The following is a 23168-nucleotide window of genomic DNA, read 5'->3' on the forward strand; positions in this document are numbered from 1 at the left end:
TACGCCCGCGCTCAGAAGACCTCCGTGGCATTCAACGCAGTGACCACCATGCGGGGAATGCCACGGGCCAGGAGCGACACGGCGATGGCCGTGAGCAGGATGCCGGCAATCCGCTCGAGGAAGGACCGTGCCCTCGGGCTGACGCGGCGCTCGATATGCCCGGAGAGGTAGACGGTGAGGCCGGTGACGGCGGCGTAGGCGAGCCCAGCGACTGACAGCGCGATGACGTCGGGGAGGCTGGCGGCCTGGGCGCGGAACGAAACGAGGATGGCGAAGGTGGTCCCGCCCACCGTGAGCGGGAAGGTGGTGGGCATGAAGAGGACCGCCCGCCAGATCTCGACCCTGGCGCCCGCTTCCGCTGCCTCACCCGTCCCGTCGCCCTGGGGGGCGGCGGGCTTTTCGGGCACCGCTACCGCCTCGTCCACGCCGCGCATCAACGGGACGCCCACGAAGATGAGCGCGATGCCGCCCGTGACGGTCAGCGCATCGGTCGTGATTCCGAGCAGCGTGAGGAGCGGCTCTCCCACCCAGAGGGCCGTCATCGCGAAGACAGTCACGTAGGTGAAGACCCCCAGGGCGAGGCGGAGCTGCTCCGCCGGCCGGAGCTTGCTGACGATGGGGAAGTAGGACGACAGCGTGGCCAGGGGGCTGTACAGGGTGAACAGCGCCATGAACATCAGCAGCGGATTGTCGAGCGACGGCATCGCGCGCCCCCCTACTCCTGCTGGGAGGCGAGCTGCCTCCAGAGCCGGGCCAGGACCCGGGGGTGCTCCCGCTCCAGCCGCTCCTGCTGCACCCGGCGCAGCAACCTGCCCGAGCAGGGCAGCTCCGCGACGAGCGTGGGAGACACGCGTCCGTCGTCCAGGGGCCGCCACCGGCTGACCGCCGTACCGGCACCCACCGAGCCGAGCCTTCGTGCCGCGGCGTCCGGGGCCTGGCCGCTCGCGTACGCGCCCAGGCGCCCCGAGAGCAGCAGGAGCAGGACCTCGTCATCCGCGGCGAGCACCCTGTCACCGCGCCCCCAGGCCTGGGCCGGCATGGCCGCGCCCAGCACGGTGCGCGCCTCTTCATCCAGCGAGGCGAGCACGTCATGCGCCTCCGGCTTCAGCGCGGCGTCCGGCGCCAGGGAGGCGCCGTGGCTTTCGAGCAGGGCGTCCTCGCACCACTCGAGCGCCTCCTCGGGTGAGGGCAGCTCGACGGCGGCATGCGGGAGGAGGCCGCGCCGGTGCGGGTCCCCGACGGCCACGACGACGCCGCGACTCCCGAGCTCGAGCACGGCGGCATCCAGCATCCGCGCCGCGCCGGGATGGAGCCGGGAGACGCCTTGCAGGTCGAGCACCCGCCAGCGGGCGCCCGCGGGCACCGTGCCCAGCGACTGGAGGACGACCTCGGCGGCCGCGAACTCGATGTCGCCCTGGAGGCTCCGGACGTCGATGGCGTCCCCATGCGCCTGGAGCACGTCACGCTCCGCGCGGCGCCGACGCCGGCCCGACTGGAGCGTCAGCGCGCTTCCGGTGCGGGTGATGACGGGTGCGGAGCGGCCGGGGTGGTGCATCAGGTGGAGCTGGAAGCGCTCGGCGAGCCTGCGGCTCGCGGCGGCGGCTCGCACGCTGTTGCCCCCCGCATCGAGCAGCGGACTGAAGAGACCGATGCCGAACTGTCCCGGGCTCGCGGCCACCAGTCCGCCGGAGACGCCGCTCTTCGCGGGCAGCCCCACGCGCAGCAGCCATTCTCCGGCGGAGTCGTACATCCCGCAGCTCGCCATCACCGCGAGCACGTGCTCGGCAACCGGCTGCGGGACGACCACGGCCTTCGTGCATGGGTTGACACCGCCATTGGCCAGGGTGGCCGCCATGACGGCGACATCCGCCGCCGTGGCCAGCAGCGCGCACTGGCGGAAGTAGACGTCGAGAGTCTCGTCGACACCGCAGCGCAGCGAGCCCGCGTTGCGCATCAGCCAGGCCAGCGCGCGGTTGCGGTCCCCCGTCTCCAGCTCCGAGGTGAACACCGCCTCGTCCATTTCGAGGCGACGGCCGGCGAACGCCGAGAGCACCACCCGGATGCGCTCGAACCGCGCCACCGGGTCCGAGGCCCGGACCAGGGACGTGGTCAGGATGGCTCCGGCGTTGATCATCGGATTGAGCGGACGGCCGCTGCCCGGCTCCAGGCTGATGGCGTTGAAGGCCTCGCCGCTGGGCTCCACGCCCACGCGGGAGAGCACCTCGTCCAGCCCCAGGTCGGCCAGGGCCAGCGCGTAGACGAACGGCTTGGACACGGACTGGAGGGTGAAGGGCACGTCCGCGTCGCCAGCCTTGTAGAGGCGCCCGTCCATCGTCGCGAGTGCCAGGCCGAACAGCCCCGGGTCCACCTTCGCCAACTGGGGGATGTACGTGGCCAGGGCGCCGCTCGAGTCGGACGCGAGGCTGTCGCGAATCTCCTTCAAGGCGGCCGTGATGGGGTCGGACGCCCCCTTCGGGGTTGCCGCCTCGAGCGTGGGTTTCCCCCTACGCATCGGCGCCTCCGGTGCTCGTGGTGACCTTGGCCATCCCACAACGCTCACCACGCACCGCGAGGCGTGCAATCGCACGCCGGGGCAAGATGGGGCCACTCAGTCGGGGCGCCAATGGGCACGCGTGCGTTCGACTGTCGTACGCCGGCCACCCTGGAAGATCGCGCTGACGCGCTCCGCCTCGGTGAGCAGCCGGCGGAAGCACTCTCGCTCCGGAGCGCCGTGGGCCCTGGCGTCGGCGAGCACGCGAGCGAGGAGCGCGTGTGCCGCCGCACGGTCTTCCTCGTCGCGCGCGGCCAGCCCCACGACGAGCGCTATCTGGAGCACCTCCTCGAGCACCTCGGGATTCCCCATCCCGTAGTGGAGGGGGCCGTCGACGGCGAGGAAGAGGAAGTCGCGCAACCGCGTGGCCACGACGGAGACGCGCGCACTGCCGTCCGGGTCGACCACGTTCCAGTCCCCCAGCGGCAGGCACGCCAGGCGGCGCATCACCGAGCGGACCTGCTGCAGCGCCTGCCGGGCCGTGTAGGGGTCGTTCGCGGACGAGGACAGCGCACGGTTCGCGACGTCGACGAGGATGCGGATTCCGAGGGCGGGGTCGCAGCCGGGATCGCGCGCCGCGGTGATCCTCAGGGCGGCGGCGAGAGCTCTCAGGGTGCGGTCGTCCACCGGCCCCCCACCGTCCGCCACCACCCATCCGACGACCTCGCCCTTGTCGACGTATTCGCCCACGGTGAGGTAGACGCGTGCCCGGACCCCCCACTTCCGCGCACGAAGCGCGAGCCTCCGGAGGTCGATCTCCGCGAGGTAGCCCGACTCCGGAGCGCCGAGCGCGGTGGCATCCGCTGGCAGCACCAGGGTCGCCGCCGGGTCGAGTGGGAGCCGCCTCAAGCGCGCCCGGATGCGGCGCTCCGTCGCCGAGACGATCAGTTCCTGGACGAGCCCGAGGACACGCTCCACCCGCATGAAGCGGAAGGTGCGGATCATGCAGAAGACGAGGGCGAAGAGCGCCCCGAAGACCAGGACGAAGGCGCCCGAGAGCACGGGGCGCGGCCGCACTCCCGTGTCCGCGATGAGACCCAGCTCGCGGGTGGCCGCGATGAGGTACCCCATGGAGAGGGCGAAGAGCGGCATGGCGCGGCGCAACGGCGCCTTCTTCAGGTAGATGGGGACCAGACGGGGTGAGTACTGGTTGGCCGCGGATTGGATGACCGGCGCGTTCAGGGACAGCACGAGGGTGAGGACGGTGAACTGCATTCCGAACAGGGTCGTGAGCGCGGAGCGTGTCTCACTGGGGTCACCCTTCCAGGCCAGCCCGAAGTAGCCCGGGGCGGTTTCTGTCTGCTGGCGGGCGAACCAGACGCCCATCACCAGGCCGAGGGCGAGCAGACCGAGCAGGAGCAACCAGTACGGCTCACGGAGGTGCTTGCCCAGGCGGCGGATGAGCATGGGATTCCTGGGGGCCCTCAGCGCACGAGCTTCACGGCGGAGACCACCAGGCCCACGAAGAGCGAGACGCCGCACAGTACCAGGCCCCCTCGCGCCATGACCCGGGTGGTCGCCAGCTCCACGTGCCGCGCGGCCGCGTCCGCCTGGTACCGGGAGTCGAGCAGGTTCTGCTTCAGGTCGGAGAACAGGTCGTCGGCGACCACGCGGGCGTGGAGGCCGAGGAGCTGCGGAAGCCGCCGTCCCAGGTAGAGCGCGCGGTCCCCCAACAGCCGCGCCGACTCGGCGGTCTGCATTCCCCGCCGCATGTCCCCCAGGAGTCCCCGCGCCGCGTCTTGCGACTGCTGCACCCTCGCGCCCGCGAGCGGGCTGAAGGCCGACAGGCGCACGGTCTCGACGTGGATCTGCTCCGGGTTGGCCTCACGCCAGTCCGCCAGCACCCGCGCGAAGCGCGCGGTCTGCGACGGCGTCATGTACTTCGCCGCGACCTCCCGGATGTCCTCGACGGCGTCTTGGAGCGCCTCCTCGACGGGGCGGCCGGAGTCGCCGAAGACATTCGGCCGCCAGTGCTCCTCGAAACGCTCGCTGCTGAGCTCGACGAAGGTGAGCATGTCGAGCAGGTTGGCGACCGGGTTGTCCCCCGCGGCGATGTCCAGCGCCGCTGAGAGCCAGGCGAGCTCGCGCTCCAGCGCGCTCCTCCGGGCGGCCGGGCTGCCGGACGCCTCGAGGGGAGCCAGCACGTGGCGAAGGCGGTCGGCGAAGCGGCCCTCGAAGCGCATCACGTCGTCCTGGAGCTCGGCCTGCGTCGTCGTGTCCGGCAATGCGCTGGTCGTCATGCGGTGGGCCCCCCGCCAATGGTGCGTTGCTCCTGAAGGCCGTCAACGGGCTCACAGGCATGCGGCGCAGGGACTCCCGACCCGGGAGCGCCCTTCCTGGAAAGGGGGCCGAGCGCCCGCTGCCGGGTGCATTCCGAGGGCCTACCCTCGGGTGAGCGCCTCGAGGACGGGGCGAGCACCGCGGGCGCGGCCCGAGGGGCCTGCTGGGAGCTTCCGGACAGGCGGTCCCGCCCATGCGCCGTCGCCAGGGAGGCCGTCATGGAGCCATTGCAGGCAGCACCGCGCCCGGACCCCGTTGCCCACCTGATGGAGGGGGCGGAGGAGCTGCGGCGCCACTGGGGGTGGTTCCTGGTGCTCGGGATGGCGCTCGTACTCGTGGGTGGCTTCGCGCTGAGGGCGTCGGTGGCCACGAGCCTCGTCTCGGTGGTGATGCTCGGCGTGGCGGTCATCATCGGCGGGGTCGCCGAGGTGGTTCACGCCTTCGGCGGGCGTCACTCGCGTGGATTCACCCTGCACCTGCTCGCCGGGGTGCTGTCGGTGGTGGTGGGCGCGCTGATGGTGCGCTCCCCCGTGCAGGGCGCGGTGTCCATCACCCTGCTCGTCACCGGCTGGCTGGCCGCCTCGGGGCTCTTCCGCATCGTCACCTCGATGACCACGCGCCAGGAGGGCTGGGGCCTGGAGCTGGCGAATGGCGCCGTCTCGCTGTTGCTGGGCGTCATCGTCTGGGGACAGTTCCCCGGCTCCGCGATGTGGCTGATCGGCACCTTCGTGGGCATCGAGATCCTCTTCCGGGGGTTCGCGTGGATCACCTTCGCGGTCACCCTGAAGGGGCTGCACCGGCGCATGGCGCCGGGTGCCCGGTGAAGGCAGGCGCTCAGCGGCGCTGGTCGCGCCGCGTCTGGGTCCGCCGGCCGCGAGCGGACGCATGGGCCTGGCGCTTGACGGAAGCGAAGCGCTGCTGCTTGAGGGCCCCACCCTTCTTCTGACGCGAGGCCGCGCCCGACACCTTCGCGGTGCGCCCCGCGGTGCGCGTGCGCCGGGCGGGCTTGCGTCCTCTCGTGGCCACGCGAACCGTCGTCCGTCGCGTCGCCCGCCCGGTGCGCGTCCCACTCACGACGCGGGTCCTGCTGACCGTCGTCGCCTTCCTTTCGAGCTGGGCGAGCCGCTTCTCGAAGCGCGCGAGCGTGAGCGCGAAGTACTCGGCCTTCTGGCGGGTGTTGAGATTGCCCTCGGCGCGCCGGGTCCGGGTGGGCGTCTTCCTGCCAAGCGCCACCCGGCGCTGCAGCCTCGCCTGGTCCTGGTATTTCTCCATCAAGCGGCGCGTGCGCAGGATGCGGCTGCGCAGCTCTCGCGGCGACAGCTCGGCCAGGTTGCGTGGAGCGCTGGACAGCACGAGCTGCGCCTCGCGCTCGGTGAGAAGGGACATCCTCTTCGACGGGATTGTACGCATGGAACTCGACCTCTACTCATGGGATTGCCTGGCGGAACATCAACACCCTCCTCCGGGAAGCAACCTGCTCCAGGGGGCACTTGCTCTGTTCCCGAAGCGGCTCAATGCGGGCCCTCTTCGTCGCCCTGCTCCAGCGCCTGGCCGCGGGTCAGTTGCTCCGCGGTGAGCAGCGCGGAGACCTGCTCCCGCGTCAGCAGCCCGGAGGCCACCACCAGGTCGGAGATGTTGGCGTTCGTGGCGAGGGCCTCCCTCGCCAGCCGCGTCGCCGGGGCATAGCCGATGTGCGGGATGAGCGCGGTGATGACACCCACGAAGGAGCCGACCTGGTTCGCGAGCCGCTCCTTGTTGGCGGTGATGCCCGTCACGCAATTCGAGCGCAGCGTCTCCATGGCGGCGGTCATGAGCTTGAGGTTCTCGAACAGCACGTGGGCCATGACGGGCCCGAAGGCGTTGAGCTGGAGCTGACCCGCCTCGGCGGCCATGGTCAGCGCCACATCCCCCCCGGCGACCATGAACGCCACCTCGTTCACGACCTCCGGAATGACGGGGTTCACCTTGCCCGGCATGATGCTCGAGCCCGCCTGCCTCGGCGGGAGGTTGATTTCGTTGAGCCCCGCCTGGGGGCCCGAGCCGAGCAGGCGCAGGTCATTGCAGATCTTCGACAGCTTCATCGCGCTGCGCTTGAGCGTGGAGGACACCTCCATGAAGACGCCCACGTCGGTGGTCGCCTCAATCAGGTTGGGCGCGGTGAAGATGGGGTGTCCGGTGATGGCCGCCAGATGCTTGCGCGCAGCCTCCGCGAAGCCCGGGGCCGCCGCGATGCCGGTGCCAATCGCCGTCGCCCCCAGGTTGACCTCCGCCAGGCGCCGGATGACGCCCTCCAGGCTCGCGTGGTCCTCGGCCAGCGTGACGGCGAAGCCCTCGAACTCCTGTTGGAGCGTCATGGGCACCGCGTCCTGCATCTGCGTGCGGCCAATCTTCACGATGCCAGCGAACTCCCGCCCCTTGTCGTGAAACGCGCGCTCCAGGTGTTGGAGCTCCGTGAGCAGCCGCTCGAGGGACAGCATCAGCCCGACCTTGAGCGCCGTCGGATACGTGTCGTTCGTGCTCTGACTCCGATTCACGTGGTCATTCGGGTCGAGGTGCTCGTAGCTGCCCTTGGAATGGCCGGCCAGCTCCAGGCCGCGATTGGCGATGACCTCGTTGAAGTTCATGTTCGTGGAGGTGCCAGCGCCTCCCTGCATGACGTCCACGATGAACTGCGCGTGCAGCCTGCCGCCCTTGATTTCCTCACAGGCACGGTCGATGAGCCCGGCCCGCGTCTCATCGAGCGCACCGATTTCCGCGTTCGCACGCGCCGCGGCCTGCTTCACGCAGGCGTAGCCGAAGAGGAAGTCGGGATACACGGAGATGGGGCGTCCGCTGATGGCGAAGTTGTCGAGCGCACGGCTGACATTGATTCCCCAATAGGCGTCGGCCGGAATCCGCTTGGAGCCGAGACTGTCGGTCTCGACCCGGAAGGCCGCGCCGTTCGAGCTCTGCGTGTGGATGCTCTTCTGGAACGTCTGCTCCGCGCGGGGGTCGGCCATCGTCGGGGTTCCTCGGAAGCTCGGGACACACTGAGCGGCGCCCTATGTGGTCATCGCCGCGCGTGCTGGCCATGGGACGAGGGGGCGGTGTCCAGGCGGGCCCAGGACAGTCCGCGCGGACGGGAGTCAGCTCGCCCAGTGGGCCTCGACCGCGTCGTGCTCTGTCGGTGCCCGGGTGGCCCGCAGCAGGGGCAGCGCGAAGGTGAAGGTGGAGCCCCGCCCCATCTCGCTGTCCACCCAGATGCGCCCACCGTGGGACTCCAGGATGTTGCGGCACAGGTACAGCCCCAGCCCGAGCCCGCCATAGGACTGCACGGGGGTGTTGCTGCCCCGGAAGTAGCGGTCGAACACGTGCTCCCGCTGCTCGGGAGGAATGCCCACGCCCGGGTCCGACACGGACACGTGGACCTCGTCTCCCGCCACGTCGAGCGTCACCCGGAGGGTGCCTCCCTCCGGGCTGTACTTCACGGCGTTCTCCAGCAACGTGAGCAGCACTTCTTCCAGGCGGAGCCGGTCTCCCAGCACCCAGACCTCGCGGCCTCCCGTCTCCATGTCCAGCCCGTGCGAGGCGCCCAGGCGCGAGAAGCTCGACGCCGTCGAGCGCACCATCGAGTGGAGGGCCACGGGCGCCAGTCGGATGGAGAGCTGCCCCGTGTCCACCTGGGCCGCCTCGAGCAGGTGCTCGATGAGGCGCTGGAGGCGCCGCACATGGGAGCGGAGGCCCTCCAGCGTCCTCGCCTCCGCCGGGTGGTCCGAGCGCAGCCGGCTCGCGAGCGACTCCATGCGAATCGCCAGCGGGGTGAGCGGCGTCTTCAGTTCGTGTGCGGCCAGGGTGAGGAACTCGTCGCGCGCGCGGATGGCGGTCCGGGCCTCACGCAGAAGCCGGGTGTGGACGCCCTCCACGCGCTTGCGGTCGGTGATGTCATGGACGAGCACGCCGGCACCGAACGGCACCAGTCCCTCGGCGGACCTCATCGGAAACACACTGGCCAGCAGGTGCCGCTCCTCTCCGAATGAGCGCCTCTCCAGCTCCCACCCCGTCACCGGTGCTCCCAACTGGAGCGTCCGGCGCAGGAGGGGCACCAGGTCGGAGCAGATGTCCGCGGCCGGGCGCTCCGTGAGCCGGGTCTCCCCCAGGCCGAGCAGATGGAGGAAGGCGGCGTTGGCCCTCAGACACTTCAGGTCGGAGTCGAAGAAGGCGAAGCCGATGAGCGCCGTCTGGAGCACGGTGTCGAGCTGGGCCAGGGACTCGCGCGCGCGCCGCACCGCGCCCTCGAGCTGGTCGTGGAGCTGGGCGCGCTCAATCATCAGCGAGCAGCGTCGGGCGAGCTCCTCGGCGAGGGCGCGGTCTTCCCGCTCGAAGGTGCGCCCCGGCCGGGTCCGGAAGAGCGCGAGCTGCCCCAGCAGGTGGCCCTGGCTGTCGAGCGGGAGCGTGAGCTGCACGCCCCCGCGTGGCGCCCCCGTGTCCGCGGCGGCGGCCAGGGTCCTCCGGGCCGTCTCGGGAGGATGCGTGGGCAACAGCCCCTCCAGCGCATCCCGCGCGCCCGCCACGCCCACGGGGACCAGCTCCTTCGGGCCGCCATGGCGGAGCGACAGGACGCACGCATCCGCCAGCTCGGGCACCACCCGCCGCGCGACGCGTGCGAGCGCCCTGTCATCCAGCGACTCGGCGAGAATCGCGCTCGCGTCCGCGAGCAGCCGCTGTCCCCGCTCCACCCGGCGCCGCTCCCGCAGTGCAGCGGCGAGCATGAGGGTCAGGATGCTGAGCACGGCGAGGAGGGCCTGGGTGGCCACAAGCGCCTCGTGGGGCGTGGCCGCGCTGAGCTGGAACGGGCCCTGTCCCCGGCCCGCGTTCCAGCCCGCGATGAGGGCCAGCACCCCCGTGGCGGTGGACACGCCGAGCACGCCGAAGCGCAGCGCCGCCCACACGAAGAAGCCGAAGGCGGCATACAGCACGATGAAGCCGGTGGTCATCGGCCCGCGGGCGCCGTGCACACTGGGAATGTGGAAGACCCAATGGCTGAGCACCGCGATCAGCAAGAGCAGCACCGCCGCCTCCACGCGACGCCAGACGTGGAGGCGGGGAAACGGGAAGGCGGTGAGGAAGAAAGGCCCCACCAGCACCACGCCGAGCGCATCTCCCAGCCACCAGCTCGTCCACCACGTCAGGAAGGGGACGTCGGGAGCCAGCCACCGGGCGGCCGCGGCTCCGGCCAGGAGCCCGCTCACCATGGCGGGGAGCAGGGCCCCGAGCCCCACGAGCGCGAGCACCTCGCGAGGGTGGCTGAGCGTCACCGGGCGCCGGAGGACGGTGCGCATCAGCGAGGCGCCCAGGAGGGGCTCGATGCTGTCGGCGGTCGCCCAGGCCAGGGAGAGCCCCACGGGACGCCCGTGGAGGAAGATCTGGATGAGGGTCTCCGCGAGGAAGATGGCCGCGAGCCAGACGGGCCACGTGCGCGTCGGCGTGCGTAGCAACAGGGCGAGGGTGAAGCCGGCGGGCAGCCAGAACGCCAGGAACCGGGCGGGGTCTGAATAGAAGTACTGGTCGCTGAGCGCCGCGAGCGTGGCATAGGCGAGGCCCACGATGACGGCCCGCGGAAGAAGCCGGGCCGCCGTGCGGACGAAGTTTCCGTGGGCCATCGCACCACCGCCTTCCCCTCCTCTCGCGGCCGGATCCGCGAGGCCCCGCCGGGAGGAGTGCCCCCGGAAAAGGTAGGCACCTTCGCGCCCGCCCGCGAACACGGTGCCTTGCGGTGCCCCGTGACGAGCACCATGGCCCCCGACGACGTGCTGCGCGGCAAGGCGCCGGTGCCCGGGCCGCCGCCCCAGGGCTCCAGGGGGGCGGCTCACTTCCGACGGCCTGTGCAGGTCTCACCACGGTCGTCCTCATCCATCACCTGACCTGCACAGAGCCGCGGCCGAGAGGCGCGGCGAAGGGAGCCGGCAGCCATGACGGAGCAAGAGGCGTACGTGAAGAAGATGGAGGCGGAGAAGCAACAGCTCGACGCGCGGCTCGCCGCGGTCGAAGCCGAAGCCGACATCCGCAAGGCGGAGGCCGACATCCAGGAGCTGTCCGGGGCGAAGCGCCGTGCGGAGAACTTCCGCCGCAAGCTGGAGGAGATTCGCAGGCGGGGGACCGAGGACTTCGAGAGCGGCAAGGTGGAGCTGCGCCGGGCCTACGAGGACGTCGACAAGGCCGTCGCCGGAATGGAGACGAAGGTGGAGGTCCTCCGCGCGGGTTATGAGCGCAAGCGGGAGGCGGAGCTGGAGAGCCTGGGCGCCCAGTTCGCTGGCTGGGAGGCCTCCAGGGACCGGACCCGTGCCGAGGACTCGCTGCTGACGCGCGAGGAGTTCGTGTTCCTGCGCCGCTCGCTCCAGAACACCCAGGCGGTGCTCAAGGACCTGATGAAGAGCAAGGGCAAGGAATGGCCCCGGCTGAAGAAGGAATACGAGGCCGCCTGGAATGACCTGTGCGAGCGCTCCGAGAAGATTCGCGCGGACACGGTGAAGGCAGAGCAGCCCGCTGGAGAGCAGCCGTCTCCCCAGACATGAGCTGGGGCCTTCCTAGAGACGCCGATTGGCGCCAGCCTGGTCACGCCCTGGCGCCAGCGGCTTCCCTCCCCGCCGTCGCCGCCGCCGCTTCGACGAAGCGCTCCCGGACGGGCCTCCCAGCTCACGCAGCACCCGCGCGCGCGCGCCACTCTCCAGCCCCAACTCCTGCATCAGCACATGCACCTGCCGGGACCCGTGTGGATGGCGCAACGCCTCGCTGAGCCGCTCGACGATGTCGATGCGCAACGCAACGGGGCCGAACACCGCATAGCCGAAGGCTCGCGCGTCCCGGCCGCCCAGCTCGGCGACCGCGAGCACCGGGTCTCCGGGAGCGCCCCTGGGTGAAGGACTCTGCTGGAACAGCGCCGTCAGCATGCAGCGCCGCTCGAGCGCATGCGGTGTGAGCGCCTCGTCGACGTAGAGGAAGCGCTGTCCCTCGCGGACCCCCAGCGTCCCCAGGTGCGCGCGTGCCGCGTCGTCCAGGAGCCGCCACTGCTCGCGCGCCTCACCCTGGGAAATCACCCCCAGCCCCTCGGCCAGACGGTAGGCGACACCCCGCATCGCCGCGGAGCGCCCCGCTCCGGTGAGGGCCTCGGCGGGAAAGCCTCCCATCGCCTCGGTGACGAGGTCTCTCGCCAGCGCCACCAGGCGGCGCTCGAGCCGCTGCCGCGCGCCTCCGGTCCACACCTCCGGCTCCGCCAGCGCGAGCTGCGGGGTGCGCCGATCCCGCCCGCGCACCAGCCGGCCCAGCGGCTGCCCCTCGAACGAGATGCTTCCCGACGCGTCCACCTGGAAGGCGTCGTGCGTCGCGTCGACCACCCGTTGGACGAACTGCTCCTCCGTCAGCGCCGCGCCGTCGGCGTCCGGCATCTCCCCCAGCAACTGCCCCAGCCTGGCGAAGGGACTGTCCGACCCGGGCGCGGGCTGTGCGGTGGCTCTCACGAAGCGGCGCGCACTCCTCCGTGCGGCCCGCTGTACGAAGCGCTCCACGAGCCGCTCATGGAGCGCGTCGCCCAGCGCGTCCTCGATGTGACGGGTGCGCTCCTGCCACTGCTCGGCGTCGTGCAGCCAGCTCGAACGGTGACTGATGTACGTCCAGATGCGGATGGCGGCCAGCCGGTCCATCAGCGTGTGGATGTCTCCGGAGACATCGTCGAGCGGAGAGATCTGCCTGGCCAGCCAGTCGTGTTCCAGCTTCCCGTCGCCCTCGGTGAGCTGGAGGAAGGTCTCACGCAACAGCGTCACGTGCTGGCCGAAGAGCCCCTTGCGGAAGTCCGGAATCTGGCAGACCTGCCACAGCAGCTCGACCCTGGCCCTGTCCGTGGCGACGTCGCGAATGGCCGGGACGTGCGAGAGGTCCTTCAACGCGTCGAAGTCGTCCGCGCGCTCCACCCGCACGAAGGCATTGTGCTGCGGAGCCCGGGACAGGGAATCCAGCAGGGCCTCCGGGCTCGCGAAGTCGAGCGCGGCGTTGCGCCAGATGAGGCTGCGCACCGCGGGGAAGCGGTGGGACTCGATGGCGGAGACGACGCGCGGATGCAGCTCGGGCAGCGTGTTCAGGGTGCCGAAGCTCCCGTCATTCAGGTGGCGCCCCGCGCGGCCGGCAATCTGCGCCAGTTCGTCCGGGAAGAGGTCTCGCTGCTCGGCGCCGTCGAACTTGGAGAGCCCCGCGAAGGCCACGTGGTTGAGGTCGAGATTCAAGCCCATCCCGATGGCGTCCGTGGCCACGAGGTACTGGACCTCCCCTGCCTGATACATCGCCACCTGGGCATTCCGCGTCCTCGGAGAGAGCGCTCCCAGCACCACGGCGACTCCACCCCGCAGGCGGCGCAGCGCCTCGGCGAGCTCATACACACGGTCCGCGGAGAACGCGACCACGGCCGAGCGCGGAGGCAGGCTCTTCAGGGAGCGCCGCCCGGCATAGCGAAGCTGCGACAGGCGGGTGGCGCGCTTCACCGACGCGTGCGGGATGAGCCCCTGCACCATCGGCCGCATCGTGTCCGCGCCGAGGAACCAGGTCTCCCGGCGCCCGCGCGCGTGGAGCAACCGGTCCGTGAAGACGTGCCCGCGCTCGCGGTGGGCGGCGAGCTGGATTTCATCCACGGCGAGGAAGTCGACCTGCTTGTCGGTCGGCATCGCCTCGACGGTGCAGATCCAGTAGTCGGGGCGCGGCGGCAGGCGCTTCTCCTCGCCCGTCATCAGTGCCACCCGGCCCTCGCCCACCCGAGCGGTCACCCGGTCGTAGACCTCACGAGCGAGCAGGCGCAGCGGCAGGCCCATCATGCCCGTGTCGTGTTCGAGCATGCGCTCGATGGCGCGGTGCGTCTTCCCTGTATTCGTAGGCCCCAGCTCCGCCACGACGACGGACGACCGGCTGGATGGGCTGGAATGCATTCGCGAAGTCTAACCGCAGGGACGCCCCTCCGCCCTGGGGCTGACGCTCCGAGTGGCCGAGCACGGCGCCCCGTGCACCGACCCGGCGCCCGGCCGTGCTGGCCCCTTCGATGGCCCTTTCGCCTGACGGTGACAGGAGGGCCCCCCGAAGGCAGCCCTCCTGTCCACGGCATACCCGCCAGGGCCGCGAACGCCTAGAACGCGCGAAGGCCGATCGCGTAGCCGGAGATGGAAGCCGGCGAGGACTTGATGTGGTCCTTCGACGCGACCGCGCAGCCCGAGTTGACCGGCTTGATCCGCCACAGCAGGTTGCCTTCCCCGCTCCAGTTCACGAATGCGCCGCAGCCGCTGAGCGCATAGCCCGTGCTCATGCTCGCCGTGAAGCTCGGGTGCGAGGTGACCGCCGAGGTACCGCTGTTGATGACGCTGCCGATGGTACCGACGCCCGGAATCGAGCTGTTGATGCCAATCGCATACGCCTGCGCCGTCGCGGGCGCGGACTCGATATGGTCCTTCGAGCGCACGCGCCAGGCGCTCACGCCGGAGGGCGCGGACGCGGTGGCGAGGTTGCCTGAGCCGCTCCAGTTCACCTTGACCCCTCCGCCCACCAGCAGGTAGCCGGCCGGCAGGGTCGCGGTGACGTCGGGATGGGCGACAGAGGCGCTCGTCGCCGAGCTCACGGTCAGGTAGCTGCGCAGCTGCGCCGGGGTCAGCCCCGTGACCTTCAGCCCGATGGCCCAGGCGCGCACCTGCACCGGATCAGCCTCGATGTGGTCCTTGGTGGAGACCAGCCACGAGGCCAGCCCGGAGTCCGGATACGAGGCGGTCAGCATGTTGCCCGACGGGCCCTCCTTGCCCTCACCGCCACCGCCAATCACCACGAAGTCGCCAGGCACGCTCACCGCGAAGTTGGTGTTGTGACCGGCGCTCGTCGTCGAATAGCGCTCGAACACGGCGATGGTGAGCTTGCCGCTGGCGTCCGTCTGGCGGAACAGCTCGACCGCGCCGCCGCAGCTGACTCCGACCGCGGCGAAGGCAGCAGAGACGTCGGAGACGCTGTAGCCGTAGTCCTGCGCCGCGGTCTGTACGCCGCACGCGCCCTGGTTGAAGTTCGTGCTCGGGGTCCAGTACAGGTCGTTGGCGCGGGCGAAGACCTGGAAGGCCTTCTGCGTGTTCCAGCCCGCCGTGGTGGCAATCAGGTAGAAGGCCTTGTTGTACACGCCCGACGAGTAGTGGACGTCCAGGCCTTCGTAGTAGTTGGAGGCATGGCCGATGGAGGCACCGTCCTGCGGCGGGTTGGCCATGTATCGCAGCGCACCACTGCTCTTGAAGATCTCGGCGCCGACCAGGAAGTCATTGCTGCCGCGCATGTAATACTCGGCGGCTTCGCCAGCGATGTCGGAGAAGGCTTCGTTGATGCCGCCAGACTGGCTGGAATAGATGAGCCCCGAGTTCTGCTCGGTGAAGCCGTGTGAGACTTCATGTGAGGAAACGTCGAGGCTGACCAGCGGGTAGAACGTCGTGTACCCGTCGCCAAACGTCATCGCCGAGCCGTTCCAGAAGGCGTTCTCGTAGTTGCTGGAGTAGTGCACCCGCATGGTCAGCTGGAAGGTCAGCGGAGCCTTGCCGATGTAGGACTGATACATGTTGAAGATGACGCCGCCGAAGTAATGCGCGTCATTGAGCGGCGAGTACGCCCCATTGATGTTCTTCACCGTGTTGCGAGGACAGGTGTAGGAGAACGGGGTGGAGCCGGACGTGCCGTGGTTGAGGTTGACCGTCGCCACGTTGGCGTTGCTCATCGTGCACGTGGTGCCCGACTGGGCCACGTCCAGGTAGCCGAAATTGGTGCCGTACTCGTACTGGCCCGTCTTGAGGTTGCCGCCAGGGCCGGTGCCGACCAGCACGTGCTGCAGATTCTCCCACTGCTCGAGCACCCGGCCGCTGTCCGCGTCGACGATGACCATCGGGCGGGTCGGCGAGCCACCGCCGAAGGTGTCGGCGAAGTAGCTGACGACATAGGCCTTGTGGGCGCGGCCCTCGTTGTCGATGAAGATCATCAGCTGGGACTTCTCATCGGAGAGGAGCATGGCCCCAACGCGGTTGCCGAGGCCGACGCCCCTGGCGACGTCCAGCGCCTGCGCGGCGGAGAGGCGAGGGGTGACGTCCGGGATTTCCCTCTCCAGCCCGGTGACCTTGCGCCCGAACAGCGCGCGGAGCTCGCCGTTGGCGTCCTCGTTGACGATGACGTGCTCGCCGAAGATGGGGATGCCGCGGAACGTCTGCTGGTAGCGGTGATTGCGCACGCCGTGGTCGCTGACACGGTCGATCAGGAGCAGGCCCGAATCAGCGTCGAGGCCGAGGGCCCGGGCATGGCCGGCAGGGCCTCCAGTGGCGGCGAGGGCCGCGCTCTGCTGGCGGAGGGCACCGACGTCCTGCAGATGCAGGTCGACGCGGCTCGCCGCGGAGGCAGTGCCCGCGGCGAGGAACAGGGTGGTGGCCAGGGCAAGGGAGGACGGGCGGTGTTGGAGATGAAGGTGTTTCATGAATCGGGCTCCACTCGGTGTGACAGGGACAGCCGCATTGCGCGGCCGGAGCTGAAGCGGTGCCGTCAGGGACGGCACCCTGCTGCGCGCAACGAAACATCGCGCGCTACAGGCCGTGCACGGTCATCGCACTGGCAGAGCAACTCTGGGAGCGGAAGTCAGGAAAGTCAAGGATTAACAGATACTCAGAGTGCGTGAAACACCGGGATCCTGCACGAAGCGGATCCACCGGATGTATCGCCTCTGGGCGCCGTCACGTCACAGCGGGCCCGCCCTGCATGACCGGGGCGGGCCGCCGCATTTCACGCTCCGGGGTAGCGGACCATCCGCCCCTGCTCCGGGTCCCACAGGTTCTGCCGCAGGCACGCAACGACATCCCCCAGGCGCAGCGTCGTGACGCGAGGGTTCTGCAGCTCGGGAAGCGCGGCCATCGCCTCCGGCAGCCGGTAGAAGGGAATGCGCGGGTTCAGGTGGTGCACGTGGTGGTAGCCGATGTTGCCGGTGAACCACGCCAGCACGGGCCCGCAGGCCAGGTAGCTCGACGCCTCCAGCGCCGAGCCCGCGTGAGTCCACTGCTCCTCCGCGCGAATCGCGACGTCCGGGAAGTTGTGCTGCGAATAGAACAGGTAGACGCCCAGCGCATACGCGGCCACGAGCGGGCCGAGGAACGCGGAGAGGTAGACGCCGGGACCGAACACGCGCCACACGATGACCGACAGCGTGAGGTGCACGAGCACCGCGAGCCCCGACGATGCGTACCGGCGCGGGTTCTTCAGGAACGGCACCACGCACAGGCTCAGCAGGAACGCGGTGAAGTAGCCGGTGACGAACGTCAGCGGATGCCGCTCGACGACATACGCGAGCCGCTGCCAGCGCGAGGCCTTCTTCCACGTGTCCGTGGTCCACGTCGTGAACGTGCCCGCCGCGGAGGCCGCGAGACGCGCGGTGTTGGCGTGGTGGTGGTTGTGCGTGTCATTCCAGATGCGCGCGGGCGTGAGCGTCAGGATGCCCTGCACATGGAAGAGCCACCGCGTCACGCGCGAGCCGGGCAGCAGGGCCCCGTGCATGAAGTCATGGAAGAGGATGAAGGAGCGGACGAGGACGAGCGCCTCGAGGAACGTGCCCAGGATTCTCAGCGGCCACCACGGCGCGGCGGCGGCGATGGCGACGGCCGCGGCCAGCGCGCCATAGGTCGCCGCGATGTTCCACCCCGCCCTCGCGGTGTCCTGCACGGCGAAGGGGCGTGTCCGCGCAAGGAGCTCCTTGTCGGCAATCTGGGGTGTCCGGTCCATGGATGAGGGGCTCCGAGGGGTGCGGGTGCGTCGAGTCACGACGCAACACCTCGGGTTTGTGCCATGCCCATGTCATGGGCCCGTCAGCCGGAGGGACGCTCCTGCCTGCCCGCGGAGCCGCAGTGCGTCGAGGCGCCCGGCCGTGCGGCCGCTCGCGTCACGCCTGGAACGCCTGGGTGAGCCGGGCAATCGCGCCTGGAAGGCCGCGCACCCGGAGCCTGCTCCCGCTCTCGTCGTACTCCTGGGAGAGCACCGTGGTGTGCTCGTACACCTCGCCGATGCGCCCCTGGTTGGCGTACGGAATCACCAGGTCGGCTTCCACCATCGACGCCTCGAAGAACTGGAGGATGCTCCGCCGCAGCGCCGCCACGTCTTCCGGCCGGTGGGCCGACAGCAGGATGGCGTCCGGGTGCCGGGCCCGCAGTGCTTCGCGCGCCGCGTCATCCAGCCGGTCCACCTTGTTCAGGAGCAGCCGGCTGGGGACGGCATCCGCGCCAATCTCCCGGAGCACCGACCGCGTGACTTCGAGCTGCGCGTCCCACGTCGGGTCGGACGCGTCCACCACGTAGAGCAGCAGCGACGCCTCCAGCGCCTCGTCCAACGTGGAGCGGAAGGAGGCGACGAGGTCGTGCGGCAGCTTCTGGATGAAGCCCACCGTGTCGGAGACGAGCACGCGGGGCCGCGTCTCCGGGTGCAGCGCGCGCACCGTGGTGTCGAGCGTGGCGAAGAGCTGGTCCGCCACCAGCACCTCGCTGCCGGTGAGCGCGCGCATCAGCGAGGACTTGCCTGCGTTGGTGTAGCCGACCAGCGCCACGCGGAGTTGGTCTCTCCGGGCATACCGGCGGTGGTCCTGCTCCCTTTCGATGGCGGCGAGCCCCTCGCGCAGCTCCGCGAGCCGGTCTCGAATCTTGCGCCGGTCGAGCTCCACGGCGGAGTCTCCGGCGCCACGGCCCTGCTGGCGCTCACTGCCCCCCGAGGACTCGCGCAGCCGGGGCGCGAGGTAGTTGAGCCGGGCAATCTCCACCTGCATGCGCGCCTCGTGGCTCCGCGCGTGCCGGTGGAAGATGTCCACGATGACGCCGGTGCGGTCCATCACCAGCGCGCCGGTGGCCTTCTCGAGGTTTCGAAGCTGGCTCGGCGACAGCTCGTGGTCGACGACGACCACGGTGGGGCGCGGCCCGGCGGTGGCGGCTTCGACGTCGGAGGGCTCCTCGGGCGGCTCGGCCTCTTCCTCCTCGGCGTCACCCTCCTCCGCTCCGGACGCCTCCGCATCGGGAGCGTCCTCCTCCTCGGCTTCCCACTTCGCGCGGGCCTTGGAGGTCTGGTTGCGAGCTCCGGACGTAATCACGCCGGGCCCACCGGTGAGCGCGGCCAGGTCCTTGAGCTTTCCCGTGCCGAGCACCGTCCCGGAAGCCAGCCCCGAGCGGCGCTGGGTCACCGTCGCGACGGCGTCGTACCCCAGCGTGTGCACCAGCCGACGGAGCTCAGCGAGGTCCGCGGCGTGCTCCGTGTCCGAGACGCTGGGGAACTGGACGCCGACGAGGACGGCGCGAGGGCGTGCGGGTAGGTTCTTCGACATGCGGATGCTCGTAACACGTCGAGGTCCGCGAAGGACGTCCTGAGTTCGAATCAGCCAGCCGGGAGAGCTGCCGCTGCGCTCCCCTGCTTCCCTCAGTCCACCTTCGCCACGCGGCCGCGGTCGTCGAGGAAGTCCTCGACGCCCTGCGAAATCGCCTGCGCCACCTCGGACTGGAACGCGCCCGAGGCCAGGCGCTCCTCGTCCTCCGGGTTCGACAGGAAGGACGTCTCCACCAGGATGGCCGGCATCTTCACGCCCAGCAGCACGTAGAACAGCGCCTCCTTGTGGCCCAGGTCCTTGATGCCCGTGTACTTGCGCGACAGGCCCGTCACCATGTTGCGCTGCACCTGGTTCGCCAGCCGCGACGACTCCTCGGTGTTCGCCTTCGTCGCCAGGTCGGCCAGGATGAACTGCAGGTCGCTGATGCCCTTCTCCGACGACTGGTTCTCCCGCGCCGCCAGTCGGATGGAGTAGCGGTCCGCCGACGTGTTCAGCGTGTACGTCTCCACGCCGCGCAGCTTGCGGCTCGCCGCCGCGTTGCAGTGGACGGAGATGAACAGGTCTCCGTGCTCCGCGTTGGCGAACTTCGCCCGGTCCTCCAGGCGGATGAACCGGTCGTCATCGCGCGTCAGCACCACCTCCAGGCCCTTCTCGCGCAGCTCCTCCGCCAGCTTCTTCGCGATGGACAGGGCCACGTCCTTCTCGCGCGTCCCCTCCTTGCCGATGGCGCCCGTGTCGTGCCCGCCGTGCCCCGGGTCGATGACCACTCGCCGCACCTTCAGCCCGAGCTGCTCCGCCAGCGTCAGCTCCGCGCCGCGCGACTGCTTGGACACCGCCTTCAGCCGCGCCTGCGCCACCTTCTCGTCCACCGGACGGGTGATGGGCTTCGGAGGCTCGGGCGGCGCGACGACGATGGTGTACGGCACCTCGGCGTCCTTCGCGCTCCCCTTCGCCTCGGCCTTCTCCGCTGCCGCGACGACAGGGGCGGGCTCGGCCGCGGGCTTCGGCGCGGAGGCCCTGGTGTCCCGGACGGGCTCCTTCTCCGTGACAGGCTTCTTCGGCGCGGCGGCCACGGCCAGCGGCTCCGCGGCGGCCGACTGCGACTCCAGCTCATCCGAGGGCTTCTTCGGAGCGACAGTCGCGGCCCGGGCCTCCTTCGCCGCGAGCGCCGCCGCCACCGCTCCGTCCAGCCCCTTCTCCTCGTCCTCGTGGTTGGCCGCGGGCGCGCTGGGGTCCAGCCGGGGAATCATCGGCGACGGCTCCCGCGCGAGCTTCTCGATGGCGCCCACCAGCGACGAGCCCGGGCGCTGGGCCGGCGGGGACACCTGGGCCACCGCGGTGGCGCGCTCTTCAGCGGCCGGGGACGCGGGCTTCGCGGGCGCGGGCCTGCTCGCCGGGGCGGACTTCGCGGGCGCGGGCAGCGTGGCCAGCAGCGCCTTCATGTCCTTCGCCTGGTCTCCCTTGCCATTCTTCGCGAGCGTCTCCGTCAGGATGCGCCGCGCCACGTCCGGCTGGTCCATCCGATTCACGTAGATGCGCGACAGCGCCAGCGCCGCGTCATCCGCGAGCCGGTGCTTCGGGTAGTCCTCGCGGACCTGCTTGTAGTGGGAGATGGCCGCCTTCAGGTCGTCCTCGACGAAGGAGACGCGGCTCAACTCCTGGAGCAGCTCGGCCGCGGTGAAGAGCGCGTCCGGGGCGCGGTCCGACTTCGGGTGGCGCGTGGCCACCGCCTCGAACTTGCGCACCACGTTGAGCCAGTGGTGGCGCAGCTTGCGCCGGGACGCGTCGTCCTTCAGCGCGTAGTAGGAGCGCCGGGCGCCCTGGTAGGCCTCCTCGGCCTCATTGCGCTTCGCTGCTCCCACCGCGCCCGGGACGAGCAGCAGCAGCACGGGCAGCACGAGAGCGAGGCGCATGGATTCCTCCGGCGGACAGGGAGCTACAGGCGTGTGTCACACGGCCTCATGTCACCGGCAAATTTTCGGCCCCCACGATTCCCGTCAGCGCACCCAGCCCAGCTCCTTCGCCAGGTCCTGGTCGATGACGCGCGCCCAGCCGGGCTGACGGGGCACCACCGCCGCCAGCACCTTCTCCGCGTTGCGCACCGGCGCCCGCCCCGGCCGCACCCGCGCGCGCACCGCGTGCTTCACGTCCTGTCGGAAGTAGTGCGCCGGGAAGGACACCTCGCCCCGCGTCTCCGGGAGCGGCCCGTCCGGCGTCAGCCACACCAGCGCGCCCAGCCGCAGCGGCTCCACCTCCGCGCGCCAGAGCCGCCGCACCTCCCATGCGAAGAGGCCCACCGCCACCAGCGCGCCCAGGCCCAGGCCCCAGGGCAGCAGCCCCACCCGCGTGGCCCGGGCCCTCGCGAAGCCCGCCTCGCGCGGCCGGTCCGGCACGGCCGGGTCCACCAGCAGCTTCACCTTCGCGCCCCGCCCCAGCCCTTCCGCGTACTCCGCGTAGGTGCGCACGCCAGAGACGGAGTGCTCCCGGTCCTGGTACGTGTAGAGCACCTCCAGCGCGCCTTCCGCTCCGTCACGCGCGTCGGGCGGCGGCAGGCGGGAGGCCACCACCAGCCCGTCGATTTCCTCCGCGCGCGCGGCGAAGCCCTGCTCCTCGACGAAGAAGCGCCCGGCCCAGGCGCCCCCGGTGCCGAGCAACGCGATGAAGGCGAGGCCCAGCACCACGCCTCGCACGAGGCGCACCACCGCGCCGGGCACCTGCGTCAGTCGCACCTTCCGGGGAGCATGGGGAATGGCCAGCTGCATGCGGCGGCCAGCCTACCCCACCTGCGTGCCGTCCCGTGGGGGCCTGTCCCGCGAGGGCCCGAGGCGGACCGGCTCGCCTGCCATCGCCGCCCGGAAGTTGCTGCACAAGGTGCCCCGCCCTTCCTCAGGGGCGACGAAGCGTGAGGCGTGTCACGTCGGCTCGGGCGGCAGCCGCACCCACACCCCGCGGAAGCGCTTGCGCGCCGGGTCCTTCAATCGCTTGCACTCCACTCCGTCGAGCTGAACCGTCCCGTCGTCGCTCAGGAGCAGGACTTCGTCCGCCTGCTCCGGCGTGAAGAAGGCCTCGGGGTTCAGCCCGGTCAGGTCCACCTCCGAGGCGAGCACGGGCGCATCGTCCCCGCCGCGCCAGGTGAACAGGCGGGACGTCGCCTCGCTCGCGGTGCCGCCGCTGATGATGAGGTAGCGCCCGTGCCACCACGACAGCGAGCGGATGCCCAGGCCGCCCAGGTCCAGCAGCCTCGGCTCGCCCAGGCGGGCCCGCGCGCCCTCGCGCACCACCTCCGTCGGGTTCAGCAACGGGACGATCAGCGCCCGGCCCCGCGGGACGGGGCTGCGGAAGCCGATGAGGAGCGACGTGCCATCCGCCATCGCCGTCAGTCCCTCGATGTTCAACCCGCCCGGCGATTTCGGCGCCAGCCCCTCGGCGTGCTCGAGCGCGAAGGGGGCCATGCGCGGGTCCGCGAGCAGGTCATCCAGGAGGTGCGAGTACGGCTGCCCCACCACCTTCGGGCCCCCGTCCGTCTCCTCCGTGGCGAAGAAGCGCAGGCGGCTCGGTTGCTTCTTGCCGGAGCTGTTCCGGCCATGTGACGTAATCCAGAAGGACAGCGAGCCCAGCCCCGTCGCCGCCTCGATGTCCGCCTCTGGAGGCTTCTTCTTCGCGGGCAGCTCCAGGTCCGGAGACAGGTCCACGCTCCGCACCGGGGCGCCGCCGCGCCGGGCGTCGTAGACGCGGAGGATGTTGTCCTCGTCGTCCCCCACCACGAACTTGTCGCCCCCGAGCGCCACCGCGCCCGAGGCATCACACATTCCCTCGAAGATGACGGAGGCTCGCGAAGCCGCCGCCGTGCTCGCGGAGGCGGCGACGGACTGTTGCTCGGACACACCCCGGGCGGCGCAGCCCGTGGCCAGGAATCCCACACAGATGAAAACCAGCCTCATGGGCTCCCTTCTTGGCACGAAGGGAGCCTCCGGG

The 23168-nt window shown here is 70.7% G+C and carries 16 protein-coding genes; 2 read left to right on the forward strand and 14 right to left on the reverse strand.

Going from position 1 to position 23168, the window contains the following annotated elements:
* Nucleotides 1-11: 11 nt before the first annotated feature.
* The 4 genes from OV427_RS47565 to OV427_RS47580 all read right to left on the reverse strand — a co-directional run bounded on the left by OV427_RS47565 (nucleotide 12) and on the right by OV427_RS47580 (nucleotide 4791).
* Nucleotides 12-704, reverse strand: coding sequence for a MarC family protein (locus OV427_RS47565; RefSeq protein WP_267862895.1), 693 nt, complete (start codon nucleotides 702-704; stop codon nucleotides 12-14).
* 11 nt (nucleotides 705-715) lie between these two features.
* The gene (gene glsA / locus OV427_RS47570; RefSeq protein ID WP_267862896.1) at nucleotides 716-2512 is read right to left on the reverse strand and encodes a glutaminase A; all 1797 of its coding nucleotides are present in this window, start codon (nucleotides 2510-2512) and stop codon (nucleotides 716-718) included.
* A 96-nt stretch (nucleotides 2513-2608) separates the two neighbouring features.
* Nucleotides 2609-3958, reverse strand: coding sequence for a DUF2254 family protein (locus tag OV427_RS47575; protein ID WP_267862897.1), 1350 nt, complete (start codon nucleotides 3956-3958; stop codon nucleotides 2609-2611).
* Between the two features lie 17 nt (nucleotides 3959-3975).
* The gene (locus OV427_RS47580; protein WP_267862898.1) at nucleotides 3976-4791 is read right to left on the reverse strand and encodes a hypothetical protein; all 816 of its coding nucleotides are present in this window, start codon (nucleotides 4789-4791) and stop codon (nucleotides 3976-3978) included.
* Between the two features lie 258 nt (nucleotides 4792-5049).
* On the opposite strand from OV427_RS47580, the gene OV427_RS47585 reads away from it, so the two are divergent.
* Nucleotides 5050-5655 carry an HdeD family acid-resistance protein gene (locus OV427_RS47585; protein ID WP_267862899.1) on the forward strand — a complete coding sequence of 202 codons (606 nt, stop codon included), beginning with the start codon at nucleotides 5050-5052 and terminating at the stop codon, nucleotides 5653-5655.
* 10 nt (nucleotides 5656-5665) lie between these two features.
* Here OV427_RS47585 and OV427_RS47590 read toward each other — a convergent pair whose 3' ends face one another.
* The 3 genes from OV427_RS47590 to OV427_RS47600 all read right to left on the reverse strand — a co-directional run bounded on the left by OV427_RS47590 (nucleotide 5666) and on the right by OV427_RS47600 (nucleotide 10470).
* Complete coding sequence (locus OV427_RS47590) at nucleotides 5666-6217, reverse strand: hypothetical protein (RefSeq protein WP_267862900.1); 552 nt, start codon at nucleotides 6215-6217, stop codon at nucleotides 5666-5668.
* A gap of 125 nt (nucleotides 6218-6342) precedes the next feature.
* Entirely contained in the window at nucleotides 6343-7830 is a 1488-nt protein-coding gene (locus OV427_RS47595) for an aspartate ammonia-lyase (protein ID WP_267862901.1), read from the reverse strand.
* 126 nt (nucleotides 7831-7956) lie between these two features.
* Nucleotides 7957-10470: an MASE1 domain-containing protein gene (locus OV427_RS47600; protein WP_267862902.1), complete on the reverse strand. Its 2514-nt coding sequence runs from the start codon at nucleotides 10468-10470 to the stop codon at nucleotides 7957-7959.
* A gap of 309 nt (nucleotides 10471-10779) precedes the next feature.
* On the opposite strand from OV427_RS47600, the gene OV427_RS47605 reads away from it, so the two are divergent.
* Nucleotides 10780-11382: a hypothetical protein gene (locus OV427_RS47605; protein WP_267862903.1), complete on the forward strand. Its 603-nt coding sequence runs from the start codon at nucleotides 10780-10782 to the stop codon at nucleotides 11380-11382.
* Between the two features lie 12 nt (nucleotides 11383-11394).
* Here the strand turns inward: OV427_RS47605 and OV427_RS47610 are convergent, their stop codons facing one another.
* The 7 genes from OV427_RS47610 to OV427_RS47640 all read right to left on the reverse strand — a co-directional run bounded on the left by OV427_RS47610 (nucleotide 11395) and on the right by OV427_RS47640 (nucleotide 23134).
* Nucleotides 11395-13776: a helicase-related protein gene (locus OV427_RS47610; RefSeq protein ID WP_267862904.1), complete on the reverse strand. Its 2382-nt coding sequence runs from the start codon at nucleotides 13774-13776 to the stop codon at nucleotides 11395-11397.
* Between the two features lie 194 nt (nucleotides 13777-13970).
* Nucleotides 13971-16322, reverse strand: coding sequence for a M4 family metallopeptidase (locus tag OV427_RS50675; RefSeq protein WP_324290039.1), 2352 nt, complete (start codon nucleotides 16320-16322; stop codon nucleotides 13971-13973).
* A gap of 302 nt (nucleotides 16323-16624) precedes the next feature.
* On the reverse strand, nucleotides 16625-17614 hold the full coding sequence (locus tag OV427_RS47620) for a fatty acid desaturase family protein (RefSeq protein WP_267862905.1): 990 nt from the start codon (nucleotides 17612-17614) through the stop codon (nucleotides 16625-16627).
* Nucleotides 17615-17771: 157 nt separating this feature from the next.
* Entirely contained in the window at nucleotides 17772-19193 is a 1422-nt protein-coding gene (gene hflX, locus OV427_RS47625) for a GTPase HflX (RefSeq protein WP_267862906.1), read from the reverse strand.
* A 92-nt stretch (nucleotides 19194-19285) separates the two neighbouring features.
* Nucleotides 19286-21106, reverse strand: coding sequence for an N-acetylmuramoyl-L-alanine amidase (locus tag OV427_RS47630; protein ID WP_267862907.1), 1821 nt, complete (start codon nucleotides 21104-21106; stop codon nucleotides 19286-19288).
* An 84-nt stretch (nucleotides 21107-21190) separates the two neighbouring features.
* Nucleotides 21191-21955, reverse strand: a complete 765-nt coding sequence (locus tag OV427_RS47635) for a DUF3592 domain-containing protein (RefSeq protein WP_267862908.1) — start codon at nucleotides 21953-21955, stop codon at nucleotides 21191-21193.
* Between the two features lie 150 nt (nucleotides 21956-22105).
* Nucleotides 22106-23134: a DUF3616 domain-containing protein gene (locus OV427_RS47640; protein WP_267862909.1), complete on the reverse strand. Its 1029-nt coding sequence runs from the start codon at nucleotides 23132-23134 to the stop codon at nucleotides 22106-22108.
* Nucleotides 23135-23168: the final 34 nt, after the last annotated feature.

This window comes from Pyxidicoccus sp. MSG2 (genome assembly GCF_026626705.1).
Lineage (GTDB): Bacteria > Myxococcota > Myxococcia > Myxococcales > Myxococcaceae > Myxococcus.